The 16,764-nt window shown below is 72.7% G+C and carries 15 protein-coding genes and 2 pseudogenes; 6 read left to right on the forward strand and 11 right to left on the reverse strand.

The features are described 5' to 3' along the window. Positions 1–196 precede the first annotated feature (196 nt). Entirely contained in the window at positions 197–619 is a 423-nt protein-coding gene (locus tag VR44_RS02880) for a MarR family winged helix-turn-helix transcriptional regulator (RefSeq protein WP_045945750.1), read from the reverse strand. Between the two features lie 115 nt (positions 620–734). Between VR44_RS02880 and VR44_RS02885 the strand changes: the two genes are divergently transcribed. From VR44_RS02885 to VR44_RS46815, 3 genes and pseudogenes are all read left to right on the forward strand, one after another. Continuing rightward, on the forward strand, positions 735–1,757 hold the full coding sequence (locus tag VR44_RS02885; RefSeq protein WP_045945751.1) for an NADP-dependent oxidoreductase: 1,023 nt from the start codon (positions 735–737) through the stop codon (positions 1,755–1,757). A 64-nt stretch (positions 1,758–1,821) separates the two neighbouring features. Then, positions 1,822–2,247: an organic hydroperoxide resistance protein gene (locus VR44_RS02890; protein WP_045945752.1), complete on the forward strand. Its 426-nt coding sequence runs from the start codon at positions 1,822–1,824 to the stop codon at positions 2,245–2,247. A gap of 69 nt (positions 2,248–2,316) precedes the next feature. Then, positions 2,317–3,174 (forward strand): annotated as a pseudogene (locus tag VR44_RS46815) (EI24 domain-containing protein); the annotation flags it as partial. A 372-nt stretch (positions 3,175–3,546) separates the two neighbouring features. Here the strand turns inward: VR44_RS46815 and VR44_RS02900 are convergent. Next, a pseudogene (locus VR44_RS02900) lies at positions 3,547–4,343 on the reverse strand (imine reductase family protein). Between the two features lie 98 nt (positions 4,344–4,441). Here VR44_RS02900 and VR44_RS02905 point away from each other — a divergent pair. Next, on the forward strand, positions 4,442–4,780 hold the full coding sequence (locus VR44_RS02905) for a winged helix-turn-helix transcriptional regulator (protein WP_045945773.1): 339 nt from the start codon (positions 4,442–4,444) through the stop codon (positions 4,778–4,780). On the opposite strand, the gene VR44_RS02910 is transcribed toward VR44_RS02905, so the two are convergent. Genes VR44_RS02910 through VR44_RS02920 form a run of 3 tightly spaced genes read right to left on the reverse strand, consistent with a single transcriptional unit; the run spans position 4,777 to position 7,320 of the window. Next, positions 4,777–5,493 carry a carbon-nitrogen hydrolase family protein gene (locus VR44_RS02910; protein WP_045945753.1) on the reverse strand — a complete coding sequence of 239 codons (717 nt, stop codon included), beginning with the start codon at positions 5,491–5,493 and terminating at the stop codon, positions 4,777–4,779. The two genes, VR44_RS02905 and VR44_RS02910, sit on opposite strands and share 4 nt — an antisense overlap. A gap of 5 nt (positions 5,494–5,498) precedes the next feature. Continuing rightward, on the reverse strand, positions 5,499–6,689 hold the full coding sequence (locus VR44_RS02915) for a low temperature requirement protein A (RefSeq protein ID WP_045945754.1): 1,191 nt from the start codon (positions 6,687–6,689) through the stop codon (positions 5,499–5,501). A 55-nt stretch (positions 6,690–6,744) separates the two neighbouring features. Continuing rightward, the gene (locus VR44_RS02920) at positions 6,745–7,320 is read right to left on the reverse strand and encodes a TetR/AcrR family transcriptional regulator (protein WP_045945755.1); all 576 of its coding nucleotides are present in this window, start codon (positions 7,318–7,320) and stop codon (positions 6,745–6,747) included. A 156-nt stretch (positions 7,321–7,476) separates the two neighbouring features. On the opposite strand from VR44_RS02920, the gene VR44_RS02925 reads away from it, so the two are divergent. Beyond that, positions 7,477–9,966: a beta-glucosidase family protein gene (locus VR44_RS02925; RefSeq protein WP_045945756.1), complete on the forward strand. Its 2,490-nt coding sequence runs from the start codon at positions 7,477–7,479 to the stop codon at positions 9,964–9,966. 126 nt (positions 9,967–10,092) lie between these two features. Here the strand turns inward: VR44_RS02925 and VR44_RS02930 are convergent, their stop codons facing one another. Further along, positions 10,093–10,992: an SGNH/GDSL hydrolase family protein gene (locus VR44_RS02930; protein WP_052713447.1), complete on the reverse strand. Its 900-nt coding sequence runs from the start codon at positions 10,990–10,992 to the stop codon at positions 10,093–10,095. A gap of 250 nt (positions 10,993–11,242) precedes the next feature. Here VR44_RS02930 and VR44_RS02935 point away from each other — a divergent pair, with 250 nt between their 5' ends. Further along, positions 11,243–11,737, forward strand: coding sequence for a DUF3145 domain-containing protein (locus tag VR44_RS02935; protein ID WP_045945757.1), 495 nt, complete (start codon positions 11,243–11,245; stop codon positions 11,735–11,737). A 73-nt stretch (positions 11,738–11,810) separates the two neighbouring features. Here the strand turns inward: VR44_RS02935 and fabF are convergent, their stop codons facing one another. The 5 genes from fabF to VR44_RS02960 form a co-directional block, all read right to left on the reverse strand. Next, on the reverse strand, positions 11,811–13,076 hold the full coding sequence (gene fabF, locus VR44_RS02940; protein WP_045945758.1) for a beta-ketoacyl-ACP synthase II: 1,266 nt from the start codon (positions 13,074–13,076) through the stop codon (positions 11,811–11,813). Positions 13,077–13,155: 79 nt separating this feature from the next. After that, entirely contained in the window at positions 13,156–13,404 is a 249-nt protein-coding gene (locus VR44_RS02945) for an acyl carrier protein (protein ID WP_045945759.1), read from the reverse strand. A 58-nt stretch (positions 13,405–13,462) separates the two neighbouring features. Next, positions 13,463–14,467: a ketoacyl-ACP synthase III gene (locus VR44_RS02950; protein ID WP_045945760.1), complete on the reverse strand. Its 1,005-nt coding sequence runs from the start codon at positions 14,465–14,467 to the stop codon at positions 13,463–13,465. Positions 14,468–14,486: 19 nt separating this feature from the next. Continuing rightward, the gene (locus tag VR44_RS02955) at positions 14,487–15,401 is read right to left on the reverse strand and encodes an ACP S-malonyltransferase (protein ID WP_045945761.1); all 915 of its coding nucleotides are present in this window, start codon (positions 15,399–15,401) and stop codon (positions 14,487–14,489) included. Positions 15,402–15,490: 89 nt separating this feature from the next. Continuing rightward, positions 15,491–16,702 (reverse strand): PucR family transcriptional regulator, encoded by a 1,212-nt coding sequence (locus VR44_RS02960; RefSeq protein WP_045945762.1) that lies wholly within the window; start codon positions 16,700–16,702, stop codon positions 15,491–15,493. Positions 16,703–16,764: the final 62 nt, after the last annotated feature.

Genomic DNA, 16,764 nt, shown 5'->3' on the forward strand with positions numbered 1-16,764 from the left:
GAGCGGGGCAGCCCGGGGTGCCCGGAAGCTCCGGCACGGCGAATCCGGGCAAGCCCGGGAAGCCGAAGCCGACGCCCACGCCGACCAAGAGCTGCGTGTTCCTGTTCTTCGGCTGCTCCTGAGGTTCCCCGGCCGCAGCCGGGGTTCCGGCTACTCCTGGGGCGGGCGGGCGGGCCGGTCCCGCCGGCCCGTCCGCTCAGCCCAGCATCCGCTTGAGGAGGTCCCGCAGGGACGTGCGTTCCTCCGCCGAGAGGCCGGCCAGCGGCTCGCGCGCGAAGTCCAGCGACTCGCGCAGCCGCTCCGCCGTCTCGGCGCCCTCCTCGGTGGGCGCGGCCAGCTTCACCCGGCGGTCGGCCGGGTCCGGGCGGCGTTCGACCAGGCCGCGGGTTTCGAGCCGGTCGATGATGCCGGTGACGTTGGAGGGCTCGCAGCGCAGCTTCTGCGCGATGCGGCGCATGGGCAGCGGCTCCAGCGACAGCAGCGTCAGGACCTTCGCCTGGGCGCCGGTGAGCTGGTGGCGGGCGGCCGCCTCCTCGTACTCCATGTGGTAGCGGGCCACGACGTCGCCGATGAGCTCGACGACCTCGACGGTCACTGGGTCTGCGCGACGACTGGGCATGGGACCAGCGTACCCATTTGCTTGACAACATGAAATATCCAGGAGCATGGTTGTTTCAGGACGTGAAGCATTCCGCTTCCCGTCCGCCTTCCCCTCCCCCTTCCTGGAGCCCCTCATGTCTCAGATCCCCGCCGTCAGCCGCGAGTGGCACCTCGTCCGCCGTCCGCAGGGCTGGCCCGTGGCCGAGGACTTCGCCCTCCGTGAGGTGCCCGTGTCCGCCGAGCCCGGCGAGGGCCGGATCCTGGTCCGCAACCTCCACATGTCGGTGGACCCGTACATGCGCGGCCGTATGAACGACACCAAGTCCTACATCCCGCCCTTCCAGCTCGACGAGCCGATGCAGGGCGGTGCGGTCGGCGAGGTCGTCGCCTCCAACGCCGAGGGCTTCGAGGTCGGCGACCACGTCCTGCACATGCTGGGCTGGCGCGAGTACGCCGAGCTCGACGCGAAGCACGCCACCAAGGTCGACGGCTCCCTCGCCCCGCTCTCCGCCTACCTCGGCGTCCTCGGCATGCCGGGCCTCACCGCCTACGCGGGCCTCTTCGAGGTCGCCTCCTTCAAGGAGGGCGACTCCGTCTTCGTCTCCGGTGCGGCGGGCGCGGTCGGCAGCCTCGTCGGCCAGTTCGCGAAGATCAAGGGCGCCTCCCGGGTGATCGGCTCCGCCGGCTCGGACGAGAAGGTGACCCTCCTCACCGAGAAGTACGGCTTCGACGCCGCCTTCAACTACAAGAACGGCCCCGTCGCGCAGCAGCTCAAGGAGGCCGCCCCCGACGGCATCGACGTCTACTTCGACAACGTCGGCGGCGACCACCTGGAGGCCGCCATCTCCGAGATGAACCCGCACGGCCGCGCCACCCTGTGCGGTGCGATCGCCGGCTACAACGAGACCGAGCCCGCCCCCGGCCCGCGCAACCTCACCCTCGTCATCGGCAAGCGCCTGCGCCTCCAGGGCATCCTGGTCGGCGACCACGCCGCCCTCCAGTCGCAGTTCGTCAAGGACGTGGCCGGCTGGCTGGCCTCCGGCGAGCTCCGCTACGACGAGACGGTCGTCGAGGGCGTGGAGAACGCGACCGACGCCTTCCTCGGAATGCTGCGCGGTGAGAACACCGGAAAGATGATCGTTACGTTCACCCGTTAGGCTCACTCCGTACCGTCGCGATCGTGGGCGCGAGTCGCGGCGACTATCTGGAGGATTCGCTTTCATGTCCATCACCCAGTCCGACGTCGCGTACACGGCCGTCGCCACCGCCGAGAACGGCCGTGACGGCCGCGTCGCCACCAACGACGGCCGGCTCGACGTCATCGTGAACCCGCCGAAGGAGCTCGGCGGCAGCGGCGCCGGCACCAACCCGGAGCAGCTGTTCGCCGCCGGCTACAGCGCCTGCTTCCAGGGCGCCCTCAGCGTCGTGGCCCGCAACGAGAACGTCGACGTCAGCGGCTCCACCGTGACCGCCGAGGTCGGCATCGGCAAGAACGACGAGGGCTTCGGCATCATCGTGAAGCTCACCGCCTCGATCCCGAACGTGGACGCCGCCGTGGCGAAGGACCTGGTCGAGAAGGCCGACCAGGTCTGCCCGTACTCGAAGGCGACCCGCGGCAACATCACGGTCGAGCTGAACGTCGCCTGACGCTCGCGCCGCAGCTCGTGAAGGCCGCACCCCCTCAGGGGGGTGCGGCCTTCGCCGTAAACTGGCCACATGCGTGATCTTGCGGGGGGTTTCCGGTACCTGTGGGCCGGACAGAGATGGGTGTTCGGCAACGGCCGCTGGCTGGGCTTCGGCCTGCTGCCGGGCCTGGTCTCGCTGGTGCTCTACGGCGCCGCGCTGACCGGCCTCTTCTACGGGGCCGACGACTTCACCGTCTGGGCGACGCCCTTCGCCTCGGACTGGTCCTCGCCCTGGCTCGGGATCTTCCGCGGGTTCCTGACCGCCGTGGTCGTCTCCCTCGGGCTCTTCCTCTCGGTGATCACCTTCACGGCGGTGACCCTGCTGGTCGGCCAGCCCTTCTACGAGTCCCTCTCGGAGCAGGTCGACCGCACCGAGGGCGGTGAGGTCCCGGAGTCGGGGCGCTCGTTCTGGGAGGACCTGTGGATCTCCGCCCGGGACAGCCTGCGGCTGCTGGTGCGGGTGCTGCTGTACGGGATCCTGCTCTTCGCCCTCGGGTTCATCCCGGTGGTCGGGCAGACGGTGGTCCCGGCCATCGGCTTCTGCGTCTCGGGCTTCTTCCTCACCCAGGAGCTCACCTCCGTCGCCCTCCAGCGGCGCCGGGTGGACCTGGACGAGCAGCTCGTCCTGCTGCGGGGGCGGCGTGCGACGGCCCTCGGGTTCGGGGTGCCGCTGGTGCTGCTGTTCCTGATCCCGCTGGTCGCGGTCTTCCTGATGCCGGGCGCGGTGGCCGGCGCGACCCTGCTGGCGCGGGACCTGGTGGGGGACGACGCCGAGGCCTCCGAGGGCGGGGACGCGGACGGGCGGGACGCCGCCCAGGCCCAGGCGGGGCCGTACGGAGCTCCCGGTCAGGCGGGGCCGTACGGAGCTCCCGGGCCCTACGGCGGCCCCGGGCAGTCCCACGGCCAGGGCTACGGCGGCCCCGGGCAGTCCCACGGCCAGGGCTACGCCCAGGCCCCGGGCCAGGCTTACCCGCCGGCGCCCGGGCAGGGCTACGGCGGCCAGGGCTACGCCCCCGCTCCCGGGCAGGGCTACGGGCAGCAGGCTCCGGGCCAAGGGCCCGCGTACGGCCGGCCGTCGGGCTACGGCCAGGGTGCGGGGCAGGCCCCGGCGTACGGTCAGGGTCCCGGCTACGGTCAGGGCCCCGGCCCCGGGCAGGCCCCCGGGCAGGGGCAGGACCCCGGGCAGGGGCAGCCGTACGGGTACCCCCCTGTCTCCGGTCACGACCCGCGGTCGTACTCCTGACGCGGGGGCCCGGCCGGGTCAGTGCCCGGGGGTGTCGCGGCGCAGGAGGGTGATCGCTCCCACCGTGTCCTCGGCCGCGTGGGCGGCCGGGTCGGCTTCCAGGCGTTCGCGCATCAGGCGCAGGTACGGGTCGATCAGCTCGGTGCTGACCCCCTGGTCGGCGGCGGTGCGCAGCAGCGTGCCGCTGGCCGCGACCTGCATCGCGAGGTTGGAGACCACCCCGGTGGTGAAGTCCCGGGAGGTCAGCCGTTCGGCGGCGTTCCCGACGAAGAAGCCCATCGCGCCCAGCCACTCCGACAGCAGCGGGGCCAGGTCCTTCGGGGCGATGTCCTCGCCCTCGATCAGCGCGTACGCGTGCGAGATCCCGGCGAACAGCCCGTACATCGCACTCAGCAGGGCCACGTCGTGCAGGGCCGCGTGGCCCGGGTCCTCGCCGACGAAGCGGGCGCCGGCCGGGACCTCCAGGGTGGTGCGGTGGGTTCCTGGGCCCACGCGGCCCGGGCGCGGCCCTCGGCGGCCGTGCCGGTGGTGAGGTTGACCAGGTCCTTGCCGGTCAGGTCGACCCCGTCCAGCACGGAGCCGATGCTCGCGTCGTCCAGCAGGCAGAGCACGATCAGGGTGTTCGCGGAGGCTGCCGCGGCGGGGGTGGCGGCGACGGCCGCGCCCTCGGCGGCCAGGGCCTCGGCCTTGGCGGGGGTGCGGTTCCAGACGGTCAGGGGGTGTCCGGCGCCGAGCCAGGTGCGGGCGAGGGCGGTGCCCATGTCGCCGAGGCCGAGCAGGGTGAGCGGGCGGTGCGCGGTGGCGTTGTCGGTCATGGCGTTTAGCCTGGTGGCAGGCTGACGGGTGCTCAAGTACGCACTTCGGAGTGGGTGCTTACCCCGAGGTGAGCGAGCAGGTGGGAGGGGTGGGCGGGATGGCGTCGACGCGCAGGCCGGGGGCGGACCACTGCGGGATCGCCGCGGCGATGACGGTGATCGACGGCAAGTGGAAGGTGTCGATCCTGTGGGAGCTGGAGCAGTGCCCGGGCCGCCGGTTCGGTGAGCTGCGCCGGCTGGTCCCGGGCGTCTCGGAGAAGGTCCTCGCGGCGCAGCTGCGCGAGCTGGAGGCCGACGGCATAGTCCACCGCGAGGTCTTCGACGAGGTCCCGCCGCGCGTGGAGTACTCCCTGACCCCGCTCGGCCAGGAGCTGAACGGGGCCCTGGAGTCCCTGGGGGAGTGGGGCGCCAAGCACCTGCTCCCGGACTCGGCCTAGGCAGCCGGGACGTCCGCCGTGGTGACGGTCTGGGTGTGGGCGTCCGCCTCGGCCAGGAGGGTGCCGTCGGGGGCCCAGACGGCCGCGCCGCCGCAGCCGGTCCAGGGGCCGGCCGGGCCGACGTGGTTGGCGAGGACGACGTAGAGGCCGTGTTCCTTCGCCATGGCCGGGTAGACGGTGGCGCGTTCCGTGATGCCGCCGCCCGTGCCGTAGAGGGAGCCGGCGAGGTGGACGCGGCAGCCGTCGGCCGCGCCCCGGGCGGGCAGGTCCGGGAAGTGGTTGTCGAAGCAGACGCCCAGGGAGAAGCGGATGCCGCCCAGTTCGAAGCGGCCGTCCGTGGTGCCCGGGGTGAAGGCGCCCTGTTCGTGCTGGTAGAGGTGCTGCTTGGCGTAGGTGGTGAGGTGCGCGCCGTCCGCGTCGTAGACCAGGGTGGCGATGGCGGGCAGCGGGTGCGGGGTGCGCAGGGCGACGTTGACGGCGACCGCGGTGCCGGCCGAGCGCAGCCCGTCCAGGCGGGGGTCGTCGGCGCCGGACATCCACAGCGAGGGGTCCGCGGTGAGGGCCTCCAGCTCGTAGCCGGTGAGCGTGAGTTCGGGGAAGACCACGAGCTCCGCGCCCTCGTTCCGGGCCCGTGCGGCGAGGGCGGTGGCGTGGGCGGCGTTGGCGGTGACGTCGGCGGGTATGCAGGTCAGCTGTGCGGCGGCGATCTTCATGGGGCTCAGGATGCCAGGGAGGGAGAGGTGGCGCCGGGGAGCTCGCCGCGGCGGCGTACGAGGGCCAGTTCGACCAGGTTGAGGCCGGTCACCACGGCGGTCAGCAGCGCGAGCGCCGCCAGCGAGGGCAGCAGCACGGCCGCGGGGAGCAGGAGCAGGACGACGACGGCGGCCGTCAGCCGGGTCACCGACCACGAGCGGAAGAGGTGCCAGCGGGTGTACCCGAAGGTGGCGAGGAAGAGGGCGCAGCCCCCGTGGAGGAGGGCGGCGACGCCGAGCGGGAGCCGGGCGCCGGGGTGGGCCACGGCCTCGGCCATGCCGACGGCGACGGCGATGATCGAGGCGATCAGCGAGAGGTGCCCGTACGAGAGGACCTGCCGGGCCACGTCGGCCCGTACGGCGGCGGTCTCCAGCCCGTGCCGGACGGCGTCGGCGGCGAGGTGGAAGTACACCCACCACAGGCCGCAGACCAGGGCGAAGGCCACGGCGACGGCGGCCAGCGAGCCGCGGTCCAGCTCGGGGGCGGAGGCCACGGGGGCGCCGACGGCCACGATCGACTCGCCCAGCGCGATCATCACGAACAGGCCGAACCGCTCGGCGAGATGGCCCGAGTCGAAGTCCAGCCGGACCATGTTGCGGCGGGTCAGCCGGGGCGCGGCCAGGTCCACGGCGGCGGCCAGCGCCCACAGCCAGATCCGGGCGCTGCCGTCGAGGAAGGCGCCGGCCAGCAGCAGCGGGCCGCTGATCAGCACCGACAGGGTCACCGGGGTGAGGCGCAGGCGGCGGCTGCGGCCGTGTGCGAGGGCGGCGAGCACCAGGCGGGCGCCGAAGTAGGCGCCGGCCAGGAGCGGCCCGCGGTCCCCGAAGGCGTCGGGCAGGGCCAGGGCCATCAGCAGGCCGCACAGCCCGGCCGCGAAGAGGCCGAGCCGGTTCAGCGGCCGGTCGGCGTCATGGGTGTTGGCGTGGACGGTGTTGCCCACCCAGACCCAGTAGACGGGTACGAACACGATCAGGGCCCGGCCGGTGCCGGCCCAGCCGTGGTCGTGGTGCAGCAGCGCCGAGACCTGGGTCACGGCGAAGACCAGCACCAGGTCGAAGAACAGCTCCGACCAGGTGACCTTCTTCTCCCGCTCTTCCGGCTCCTCCCGCCCTGCCGGCTCCCGCTCTTCCGCCTTCGCCGGCGCCTGCGGCTCCATGTCGTGTCCCCCCGCTCGAAGTCCGGGGGAAAGGATGCCCGGTGGCGGTGGGCCGCTACGCGCCGGGGCCCCGCAGCAGCGTCAGGAAGGAGCGGAACGCGGCGGGCATGTCCACCGATTCCGGGGCGAGCAGCCACTGGTACTGCAGCCCGTCCATGACGGCCGTCAGCAGCGGAGCGGCCTGTTCCGGGGTGAGGCCGGAAGGGAGGAGCTCGCCGAACTCGGCGCGCAGCAGGGCGGCCATCTCGCCGCGGACCTGGGCGTAGCGCTCGGTGAAGAAGGCGCGGGCGGGGTGGCCTTCGGTGACGCTCTCGCCGAGCAGGGCCGAGAAGGTCTGCACGATGCCGGGGCGCATGGCGTTGTACTCCACCAGGGCGGCCAGCAGGTCCAGGCGCCAGGTCTCGGCGGAGGCGCGGGAGCCGCCGCCGGTGTCCCAGCGGTCGCGCTCCTCCAGGACCGCGACGAGCAGGGCCTCCTTGGTCGGGAAGTAGTGCAGCAGGCCCTGCTGGGTGAGGCCCACGCGCTCGGCGACGGACCCCAGGGACGCGCCCCGGTAGCCGCGTTCCGCGATCACCTCCAGCGCCGCTCGGACGATCTCGCCGCGGCGCTCCTCGCTCTTCGCCCTGACCATCGCCCCGCGACACCCCTTCCGATCGGACCCGCCCGGCAGTCGTACGACCGTACGCCATCCGTACATCACGAAAAGATTACAAGACTTACCGGTCTACAGGGAAAGGGTCCACCATGGGCACACCGCACCGCACCCACAGAGCGAGGAGGCACGGCCGTGACCGCTGCCGATCAGGTCCCGGACGAGCGCACGCGCGAGCAGCTCCGCGAGGACGCCGTGGAGGCCGCCCTGGACAAGCTGGACCTCGACGCCAAGACCCGGCTGCTCGCCGGCCAGGACATGTGGTCCCTGCCAGCCCTCGCGGAGATCGGGCTGGGCTCCCTGGTCATGTCCGACGGGCCCATCGGCGTCCGGGGCGTGCGCTGGACCGCCGACGACCCCTCGGTCGCCCTGCCCTCCCCGACCGCGCTCGCCGCCTCCTGGGACCCGGCCCTGGCCCGCCGGGCCGGCCGGCTGCTGGCCCAGGAGGCCCGCCGCAAGGGCGTCCACGTCCTCCTCGCCCCCACCGTCAACCTCCACCGCTCCCCGCTCGGCGGCCGCCACTTCGAGTGCTACTCCGAGGACCCGTACCTGACCGGAGCCATCGGCACCGGATACGTCCGGGGCGTCCAGGACGGCGGCGTCGGCACCACCGTCAAGCACTTCACCGGCAACGACGCCGAGACCGAGCGCTTCACCGTCGACTGCGCCATCGGCGCGCGCCCGCTGCGCGAGCTCTACCTGGCGCCCTTCGAGGCCATCGTCAAGGACGCCCGCCCCTGGGGCGTGATGACCGCCTACAACCGGGTCAACGGGACCACCATGACCGAGCACGCACAACTGGTGAACGGGGTGCTGCGCGGCGAGTGGGGCTTCGACGGCTACAACGTCTCCGACTGGATGGCCGCCCGCTCCACCACCGGCTGCCTCGACGGCGGCCTCGACGTGGCCATGCCCGGTCCGACGACCGTCTACGGGCCCGCCCTCGCCGCCGCCGTCCGTGCCGGGGAGGCCGACGGGGCCGCCGTCGACGGGGCCGTGCGCAACGTCCTGCGCCTCGCCGCCCGCGCGGGCCTCCTCGAAGGCGCCCCCGCCGCCGTCACTTCCCTCCCCGCGCCGCTCGACGGGCAGGCCCTGGCCCGCGAGCTGGCCGCCCGCGGGTCCGTCCTCGTACGCAACGAGGCCGGCGCCCTGCCACTGGACCGCACCGCCGGCCGCACGGTCGCGCTGATCGGCGCCGCCGCCCGCGACGCCCGCGTCCTGGGCGGCGGCAGCGCCACCGTCTTCCCCGAACGGGTGGTCTCCCCCCTCGACGGACTCACCGCCGCACTGCCCGAGGGCGCCCTGACCTACGCCGTCGGCGCCGACCCGAGCGAGGAACCCGCCCCCGCCGGGCAGGGGTTCGAGCTGCGCGCCGTCTGCCGCGACGCCTCCGGGGCGGTCCTCGGCGAGGGCGGCCTGCCGAGCGGGCAGGTCCAGTGGATCGGCGAGGACCTGCCCGAGGGGGTCTCGTACGAGACGATGGCGAGCATCGAGGTCACCGGGACGTTCCTGCCGCGCGAGAGCGGCGAGCACGTCTTCGGCACCCGCGGGCTCGGCGCCTTCAGCCTGGCCGTCGGCGGGCGCACCCTGTGGGAGGGCGTCCAGGAGATGGGTGCGGAGGCCGACCCCTTCGAAGCCTTCTTCGGCGCCCCCAGCGAGCGCGCCCGGGCCGTCCTGACCGCCGGCGAGCCCGTAGAGGTCTCGCTGACCTACCAGGTCCCCGACATGAGCGCGATGCCGCTCAAGGCCGTCATGTTCTCCCTGCTGCACCTCGGCCCGCGCCGCGACCCCGACGAGCTGATCGCCGAGGCCGTACGGGCCGCCCGCGCCGCCGACACCGCCGTCGTGGTCGTCGCCACCACCGAGCGGGTGGAGTCCGAGGGCTTCGACCGCACCGACCTCGCACTGCCGGGCCGCCAGGACGACCTGGTGCGGGCCGTCGCCGCCGCCAACCCGAACACCGTGGTCGTCGTCAACGCCGGCTCCCCGGTGGAGCTCCCCTGGCGCGAGGACGTCGCCGCCGTCCTGCTGACCTGGTTCCCCGGGCAGGAGGGCGGGGCCGCGCTGGCCGACGTGCTCCTCGGCGAGGCCGAGCCCGGCGGCCGCCTGCCCACCACCTGGCCCGCCTCCCTCGCCGACGCGCCCGTCACCGAGGTGGCACCGAAGGAGGGGCGGCTGGAGTACCGCGAGGGGCTGCTCATCGGCTACCGCGCCTACGAGGCCCACGCGGTGACCCCCGCCTACCCCTTCGGGCACGGCCTCGGCTACACCGAGTGGGCCTACGAGTCCCTGGAGGCCACCGCCGAGTCCGTCCGGGTCCGGCTCACCAACACCGGCGGCCGGCCCGGCCGCGAGGTCGTCCAGGTCTACCTGGCTCCCTCCGCCACTGCGCCCGACAGCGCGCGGAGCGCGACCGTCGAGCGCCCGGCGAGCTGGCTGGCCGGGTTCGCGTCCGTCGAGGCCGCGCCCGGCGAGAGCGTCGAGGTGGAGATCGCGCTGCCCGCCCGGGCCTTCGAGATCTGGGACGAGGAGGCCTACGGCTGGCGCCGGATCGCCGGCACCTACGAGGTCCGCGCGAGCCGCTCGCACGCCGACACCCGGCTGACGGCCACCGTCGAGGTGTAGGGGGGCCCACGACACGCCGGGGCGGGGGATTGGCCGGAAATCACCCCCGCCGCGGTGGAAGGACCGGGCCGGGGGCAGCCCCTGACAGCAGCCCCCGGCCCCCGGCCCTCTTCCGCACCCGCGCCGTCAACGCGGCGGTTCGGCCGCCGTCACCTGCCGGTGGGCCAGTTCCGCCAGCCGCGCCTGCCCGTCCCTGCCGGGGTGGAACCAGTCCCAGCGGCTCAGTTGCTCCGCCCCGAACGGGTACTGGAAGACGGCCCCGCCGTCGTAGCGGCACAGCTCGTCCTTCGCGCAGACCTGGCGCAGCACCTCGTTGTACTCGACCACGCGCGCCCGTACCTTCTCCCGCCGGGCCGTCGCCCCCGCGTCGATGGAGAGCGGCTCGGCCAGCATCGACTGGCAGATCCCCAGCTTCCAGATCTGCCGGACCATCGGGCTGTCCTTGCCCTGGTTCCACAGTCGTTGGAGGTCCGGCACGGAGGACACGTACACCTGCGAGTCCGGCGAGGCGGCCCGCAGCACCTTCAACGCCTGTTCGAACTCGGCCCGGAAGTCCGCCACCGAGGTCATCGACGAAGCTGTGGGCCGGCAGGCGTCGTTGGAGCCCACCATCACCGTGACCAGGCCCGGCTTGTGCTGCGCGGCCTCGGCCAGCTGCCCCGGCAGGTCCGCCATGCGCGAGCCGGTCACCGCGTAGTTCCAGCTGCGCGCGGGCGCCTCCGCCCCGCCCAGCAGCCGGGCGGCCAGTGAGTTGACGGCGGGGTCGCTGCCGGTGGCCCAGGAGACCTCCGGGCAGTCGGCCAGCACCGAACAGGCGTCGAAACCGCGGGTGATGGAGTCCCCGACGGCGGCGACGGACACCGGGGCCGGGTTCCAGCGCGGTCTCGCCTGCGCCCCGCCCCCGCCCCCCTTCGAGGGCGGCCCCCCGTCGTCACAGCCCGTCACCGTCGCGGCCAGTACGGCCACCGCCACGCCCGCGCCGGTGACGGTCCGGCGTACGCGGCGGCGCGCGGCGGTGGTGCGCATCGGGTGGTCCCTCCCTCGTCGCCCCGCGTACTTCCGAGGGCGTCCTGCTGAGTGAATGCTCTGTGTTTACGGGCTTCGGAGCGACCGTACGTCACACCATGACCCCTGGCGCACGGTAGCTTTTTCCCGTGGCGTTTCGGCCGCAGGTGCCGCTACGCAATGTCCAATATTTTCCGTTACATTACATCACGTCACATACTGTCCGTTTTCTGGAGTTTATTCCCGACCTCGTCCCACACTGGAGGTCCCGGTGACGACACGTGGAGTTCTGTACGTGCATTCCGCACCGCGCGCGCTCTGCCCGCATGTGGAATGGGCTGTAGCGGGCGTGCTCGGGGTGCGGGTGAACCTCGACTGGATCCGGCAGCCGGCCTCCCCCGGCACCTGGAGAGCCGAGTTCTCCTGGCAGGCCGAGGCGGGTACCGCCTCGAAACTCGCCTCCGCCCTGCGCGGCTGGCACCTGCTCCGCTTCGAGGTGACCGCCGAACCCTGCCCGACCGCCGAGGGCGAGCGCTACAGCTCCACCCCGGACCTCGGCATCTTCCACGCCGTCACCGGCATGCACGGGGACATCCTGGTCCCCGAGGACCGGCTGCGCGCCGCCCTGGCCCGCTCCGCCCGCGGCGAGACCGACCTGGAGGCGGAGATCGCCAAGCTCCTCGGCAAGCCCTGGGACGACGAACTGGAGCCCTTCCGCTACGCCGGAGAGGGCGCCCCCGTCCGCTGGCTCCACCAGGTGGTCTGAGTACGCGTACGCGGAGGGCCCCCTCCCGGCAGTGCCGGGAGGGGGCCCTCCTTCGTGGTACGGGTCGTTACCCTCAGACCGTGCGGAACGCCAGGGAGACGTTGTGGCCGCCGAAGCCGAAGGAGTTGTTGATCGCGGCGATCGGACCCTCGACGGGCAGCTTGCGGGCCTCGCCGCGCACGATGTCCGCGTCGACCTCGTCGTCCAGGTCGTCGACGTTGATCGTCGGCGGGGCGATCCGGTGGTACAGCGCCAGCACGGTCGCCACCGTCTCGATGCCGCCCGCGCCGCCCAGCAGGTGACCGGTCATCGACTTGGTCGCGGAGATCGCGACGTGGTCGAGGTCGTCACCCAGGACCTTGCGCAGCGCCTTCAGCTCGGCCGTGTCACCCTGCGGGGTGGACGTGGCGTGCGCGTTGAGGTGGACCAGCTCGGACGGGTCGAGCTCGGTGTTGTCGAGCAGGTTCTGCAGGGCGGCCGCGACACCGCGGCCCGTCGGCTCCGGCTGCGCGATGTGGTGGCTGTCCGCGGACAGGCCCTGGCCCAGCACCTCGCAGTAGACGCGGGCGCCGCGCTTGGCGGCGTGCTCGGCGGACTCCAGGACCACGACACCGGCGCCCTCGCCGAGGACGAAGCCGTCACGGGCCTTGTCGTACGGGCGGGAGGCCGTGGTCGGGCTCTCGTTGTTCTTGGACATCGCCATCATGTTGGCGAACGCCGCGATCGGCAGCGGGTGGATCGCCGCCTCGGTACCGCCGGCGACGACCACGTCGGCACGGCCGGTGCGGATCATCTCGACGGCGTAGCCGATGGCCTCGGCGCCGGACGCGCACGCGCTGACCGGGGTGTGGACACCGGCGCGGGCGTTGACTTCCAGGCCGACGTTGGCCGAGGGGCCGTTCGGCATGAGCATGGGGACGGTGTGCGGGGAGACCCGGCGCACACCCTTTTCCTTCAGTACGTCGTACTGGTCGAGCAGGGTGGTGACACCGCCGATACCGGAGGCGATCACGGTACCCAGACGCTCGGGGACGATCGTCTCGTCCTCGCCCGCCGGAGCGGTGTAACCCGCGTCGGCCCAGGCCTCACGGGCCGCGATGAGGGCGAACTGCGCCGAGCGGTCGAGCTTGCGGGCCAGCGGGCGGGGGAGTACCTCACCCGGGTCCACGGCGGCCTGAGCGGCGATGCGGACCGGCAGTTCGGCGAAGCGCTCGCCCTCCAGGGGCGAGACGCCGGACCGGCCGGCGAGCAGACCTTCCCAGGTCGAAGCGCTGTCGCCACCCAGCGGAGTGGTTGCGCCGATACCGGTGACGACCACGGTGCGATTGGTCGGGCTCACAGGAATTCTTTCTCCACGTCTAAGGGGGTGCTGAATTGTCACGGCGCCACCGCCGGGTGGCGACAAACGCTCGTCAGGCTCAGGCCTGGTGCTTCAGGATGTAGGCGGCGGCGTCGCCGACCGTCTTGAGGTTCTTGACGTCCTCGTCGGGGATCTTGACGTCGAAGCGCTCTTCGGCGGCGACGACGACCTCGACCATGGACAGCGAGTCGACGTCCAGGTCGTCGGTGAAGGACTTGTCGATCTCGACGTCCTCGACCGGGATGCCCGCGATCTCGTTGACGATCTCCGCGAGACCCTCGACGATTTCTTCCTGCGTGGCGGCCATGTGGCGCTCCTTCTGTAGCTAGCTAGCTGGTGGTTCAGGTCCGGGAGTGATCCGGGCCCTAGGGGAGGGTAACGACCGTCGCGGCGTAGACGAGCCCCGCCCCGAAGCCGATGACGAGCGCGGTGTCGCCGCTCTTCGCCGCTCCGGTCGCCAGGAGCCGCTCCATGGCGAGCGGGATCGAGGCGGCCGACGTGTTGCCGGTGGTTTCCACGTCACGGGCGACCGTGACGTGCTCCGGCAGCTTGAGAGTCTTCACCATCGAGTCGATGATCCGCATGTTGGCCTGGTGCGGAATGAAGACGTCCAGGTCATCCGGGGTGATCCCGGCGGCGTCGAGCGCCTGCTGGGCCACCTTGGCCATCTCGAAGACGGCCCAGCGGAAGACCGCCTGACCCTCCTGGGTGATGGCCGGGAACTTCTCGGCGCTGTCCGTGCTGCGGAACTCGTCCCACGGCACGGTCTGCTTGATGGTCTCGGACTTGTCGCCCTCCGAACCCCACACCGTGGGGCCGATGGCCGGCTCGTCCGAGGGGCCGACGACCACGGCGCCCGCGCCGTCGCCGAACAGGAAGGCCGTCGCCCGGTCCTCCAGGTCCGTCAGGTCCGACAGCCGCTCGACCCCGATGACCAGGACGTACTCGGCGGAACCTTCCACCACCATGCCCTTGGCCAGGGTCAGGCCGTAGCCGAAGCCGGCACAGCCCGCGGAGATGTCGAAGGCGGCGGGCTTGACCGCGCCGATCCGGTGCGCGATCTCGGTCGCGACGGCCGGGGTCTGCTTGAAGTGCGAGACCGTCGAGACGATCACGGCACCGATCTGCTCGGGGGAGATCCCGGCGTCGGCGAGCGCCTTGCCGGAGGCCTCCACCGACATCGCGGCGACGGTCTCCTGGGGCGAGGCCCAGTGCCGGGTCGCGATGCCGGAACGGGAGCGGATCCACTCGTCCGAGGAGTCGATCTTCTCGAGGATGACCTCGTTGGGCACCACACGGGTCGGGCGGTAGCCGCCGACGCCGAGGATGCGGGCGTACGGGGAGCCCTTGGCCGGCTTGATCTTGGACATGCTGTGTGGGCTCCTACTCTCAGGCCGTCAGCTCGGCGATGAGCTTCGCGGCCTTGTCGAGGTCGTCCGGCGTCTTCAGCGCCACGTTCGGCACGCCCTTGAGCGCGCGCTTGGCCAGACCCGTGAGGGTGCCGCCGGGGCTCAGCTCGACGATCCCGGTGACGCCCAGCTCGGAGAAGGTCTCCATGCACAGGTCCCAGCGCACCGGGTTCGCGACCTGGCCGACCAGGCGGGCGACGACATCGGCGCCCGACTCGACCACGAGTCCGTCCCTGTTGGACACGTACTTCAGCGCCGGGTCGGCCGGGGTGAGGGCCTGGGCGGCCTCCGCCAGCGTGGCGACGGCGGGCGCCATGTGGTGCGTGTGGAAGGCGCCCGCGACCTTGAGGGCGACGACCTTCATCGCACCCTCGGGCTTCTCGGCGATCAGGGCCTCGATCTGCTCCGCGGTGCCGGCGGCCACGATCTGGCCCGCACCGTTGATGTTGGCCGGGGTCAGCCCCAGCTTCTCCAGGTGTGCGACGACCACGTCCTGGTCACCGCCCAGGACCGCGGCCATGCCCGTCTTCGTGACGGCGGCGGCCTCGGCCATGGCCAGCCCACGGGTGCGGACGAACGACAGCGCGTCGCCCTCGCCCAGCACACCCGCGTACGCGGCGGCGGTGATCTCACCGACGCTGTGGCCGGCGACGGCGCCGAAGGCCGTGGTGTTCAGTGCGGAGGCGGACAGCAGGCCGGCCGCGACGAGCAGGGGCTGGGCCACCGCCGTGTCGCGGATCTCGTCCTCGTCGGCCTTGGTGCCGTAGTGGACGAGGTCCAGCCCGATGGCGTCGGACCACCCCGCGACGCGTTCGGCCGCGCCGGGGAGTTCGAGCCAGGGAGTCAGGAAGCCGGGCGTCTGAGCGCCTTGGCCGGGAGCGACGAGTACGAGCACCCTCACACTCTCTCTTGTGGGCGGTCTCCGCCGCCCGTGGGGACAGGGACGAAGAACCGTCGGGGTAATTGTTGATGTCCGACAAAAGTCTAGGGCTGCTGATCTCCGTCGGCCAGACGCCCGAGGATCAGGGCGATCCGCAGCGTGAACGCCGAGCGGACATCGGAGGGTGACCAGCCGGTGACGTCGGTCACACGTCGGAGCCGGTAGCGCACCGTGTTCGGGTGCACGAACAGCATCCGCGCCGCCCCCTCCAGGCTGCTGGCCTGCTCCAGGTAGACGCTCAGCGTCTCCAGCAGCGCCGAGCCCGCCTCCTCGAGCGGTCTGTAGATCTCCTCCACCAGCTGCTCCCTGGCCGAGGGATCCGACGCGATCGCGCGCTCGGGCAGGAGATCGTCCGCCAGGACCGGACGCGGCGCGTCCTGCCAGGCCGTGCAGGCCTTCAGCCCCGCGGCCGCCGCCTGGGCCGACTTCGTCGCGTTCAGCAGGTCCGGGACCACCGGCCCCGCCACCACCGGACCGGCCGCGAACGGCCCGATCAGGGACTTCGCCACCTGGAGCGGGTTGTCGCTGCCGCCCGCGATCACCACCAGCCGGGCACCCAGCACCCCGGTGAGCACCTGCAGCTTGTGGTGGCGGGCCGCGCGGCGGATCGCCTCCACCGTCAGCTCGCTGTCCCCCTCCGGGGCGGTGCCCAGGACCACGCACACGTGCTCCGGGGAGTTCCAGCCCAGCGCCGCGGCCCGCGACAGGGCGCCTTCGTCCGCCTCGCCCGACAGGACCGCGTTGACGACGAGGGACTCCAGCCGGGCGTCCCACGCGCCGCGCGCCTCGGCGGCCTGCGCGTACACCTGGGCCGTCGCGAAGGCGATCTCCCGGGCGTACACCAGCAGCGCCTCGCGCAGGATCGACTCGTCCCCGGGGGCCGCCACCTCGTCGATCGCGGCCTCCATGACCTCGATCGTCGTACGGACCATCTCCACGGTCTGGCGCAGGGTGATCGCCCGGGTCAGCTCCCGCGGAGCGGTGCCGAAGACGTCGGTGGAGATGGCCTGCGGGGTCTCCGGGTGCCGGAACCACTCCGTGAAGGCGGCGATGCCCGCCTGGGCCACCAGGCCGATCCACGACCGGTTCTCCGGAGGCATCGCCCGGTACCACGGCAGGGACTCGTCCATCCGCGCGATGGCGTTGGCGGCGAGCCGGCCGGAGGACTTCTCCAGTCGGCGCAGCGTCGCCGCGTGCGGATGGGCCGGATGCGCGGGCCGGATCTCGGGGGAATGCTCACGTTCGGGTTGGGGCACGGGACAAGACTGCCTTATCGACGGCCCGGCGCGGACCCGGGTCCCGGGCCGGGGACCCGGAG

The sequence above is a fragment of the Streptomyces katrae genome, from assembly GCF_000966975.1.
Taxonomy (GTDB): domain Bacteria; phylum Actinomycetota; class Actinomycetes; order Streptomycetales; family Streptomycetaceae; genus Streptomyces; species Streptomyces katrae.

What these genes read in the sequence shown, in the direction of transcription:
- VR44_RS02950 (WP_045945760.1), bottom strand. Translation starts at nt 14,467, where the DNA reads ATGTCCAAGATCAAGCCGGCCAAGGGCTCCCCGTACGCCCGCATCCTC.
- VR44_RS02945 (WP_045945759.1), bottom strand. Translation starts at nt 13,404, where the DNA reads ATGGCCGCCACGCAGGAAGAAATCGTCGAGGGTCTCGCGGAGATCGTC.
- VR44_RS02930 (WP_052713447.1), bottom strand. Translation starts at nt 10,992, where the DNA reads ATGCGCACCACCGCCGCGCGCCGCCGCGTACGCCGGACCGTCACCGGC.
- VR44_RS02880 (WP_045945750.1), bottom strand. Translation starts at nt 619, where the DNA reads ATGCCCAGTCGTCGCGCAGACCCAGTGACCGTCGAGGTCGTCGAGCTC.
- VR44_RS02885 (WP_045945751.1), top strand. Translation starts at nt 735, where the DNA reads ATGTCTCAGATCCCCGCCGTCAGCCGCGAGTGGCACCTCGTCCGCCGT.
- VR44_RS02915 (WP_045945754.1), bottom strand. Translation starts at nt 6,689, where the DNA reads ATGGAGCCGCAGGCGCCGGCGAAGGCGGAAGAGCGGGAGCCGGCAGGG.
- VR44_RS02910 (WP_045945753.1), bottom strand. Translation starts at nt 5,493, where the DNA reads ATGAAGATCGCCGCCGCACAGCTGACCTGCATACCCGCCGACGTCACC.
- VR44_RS02920 (WP_045945755.1), bottom strand. Translation starts at nt 7,320, where the DNA reads ATGGTCAGGGCGAAGAGCGAGGAGCGCCGCGGCGAGATCGTCCGAGCG.
- VR44_RS02890 (WP_045945752.1), top strand. Translation starts at nt 1,822, where the DNA reads ATGTCCATCACCCAGTCCGACGTCGCGTACACGGCCGTCGCCACCGCC.
- VR44_RS02905 (WP_045945773.1), top strand. Translation starts at nt 4,442, where the DNA reads ATGGCGTCGACGCGCAGGCCGGGGGCGGACCACTGCGGGATCGCCGCG.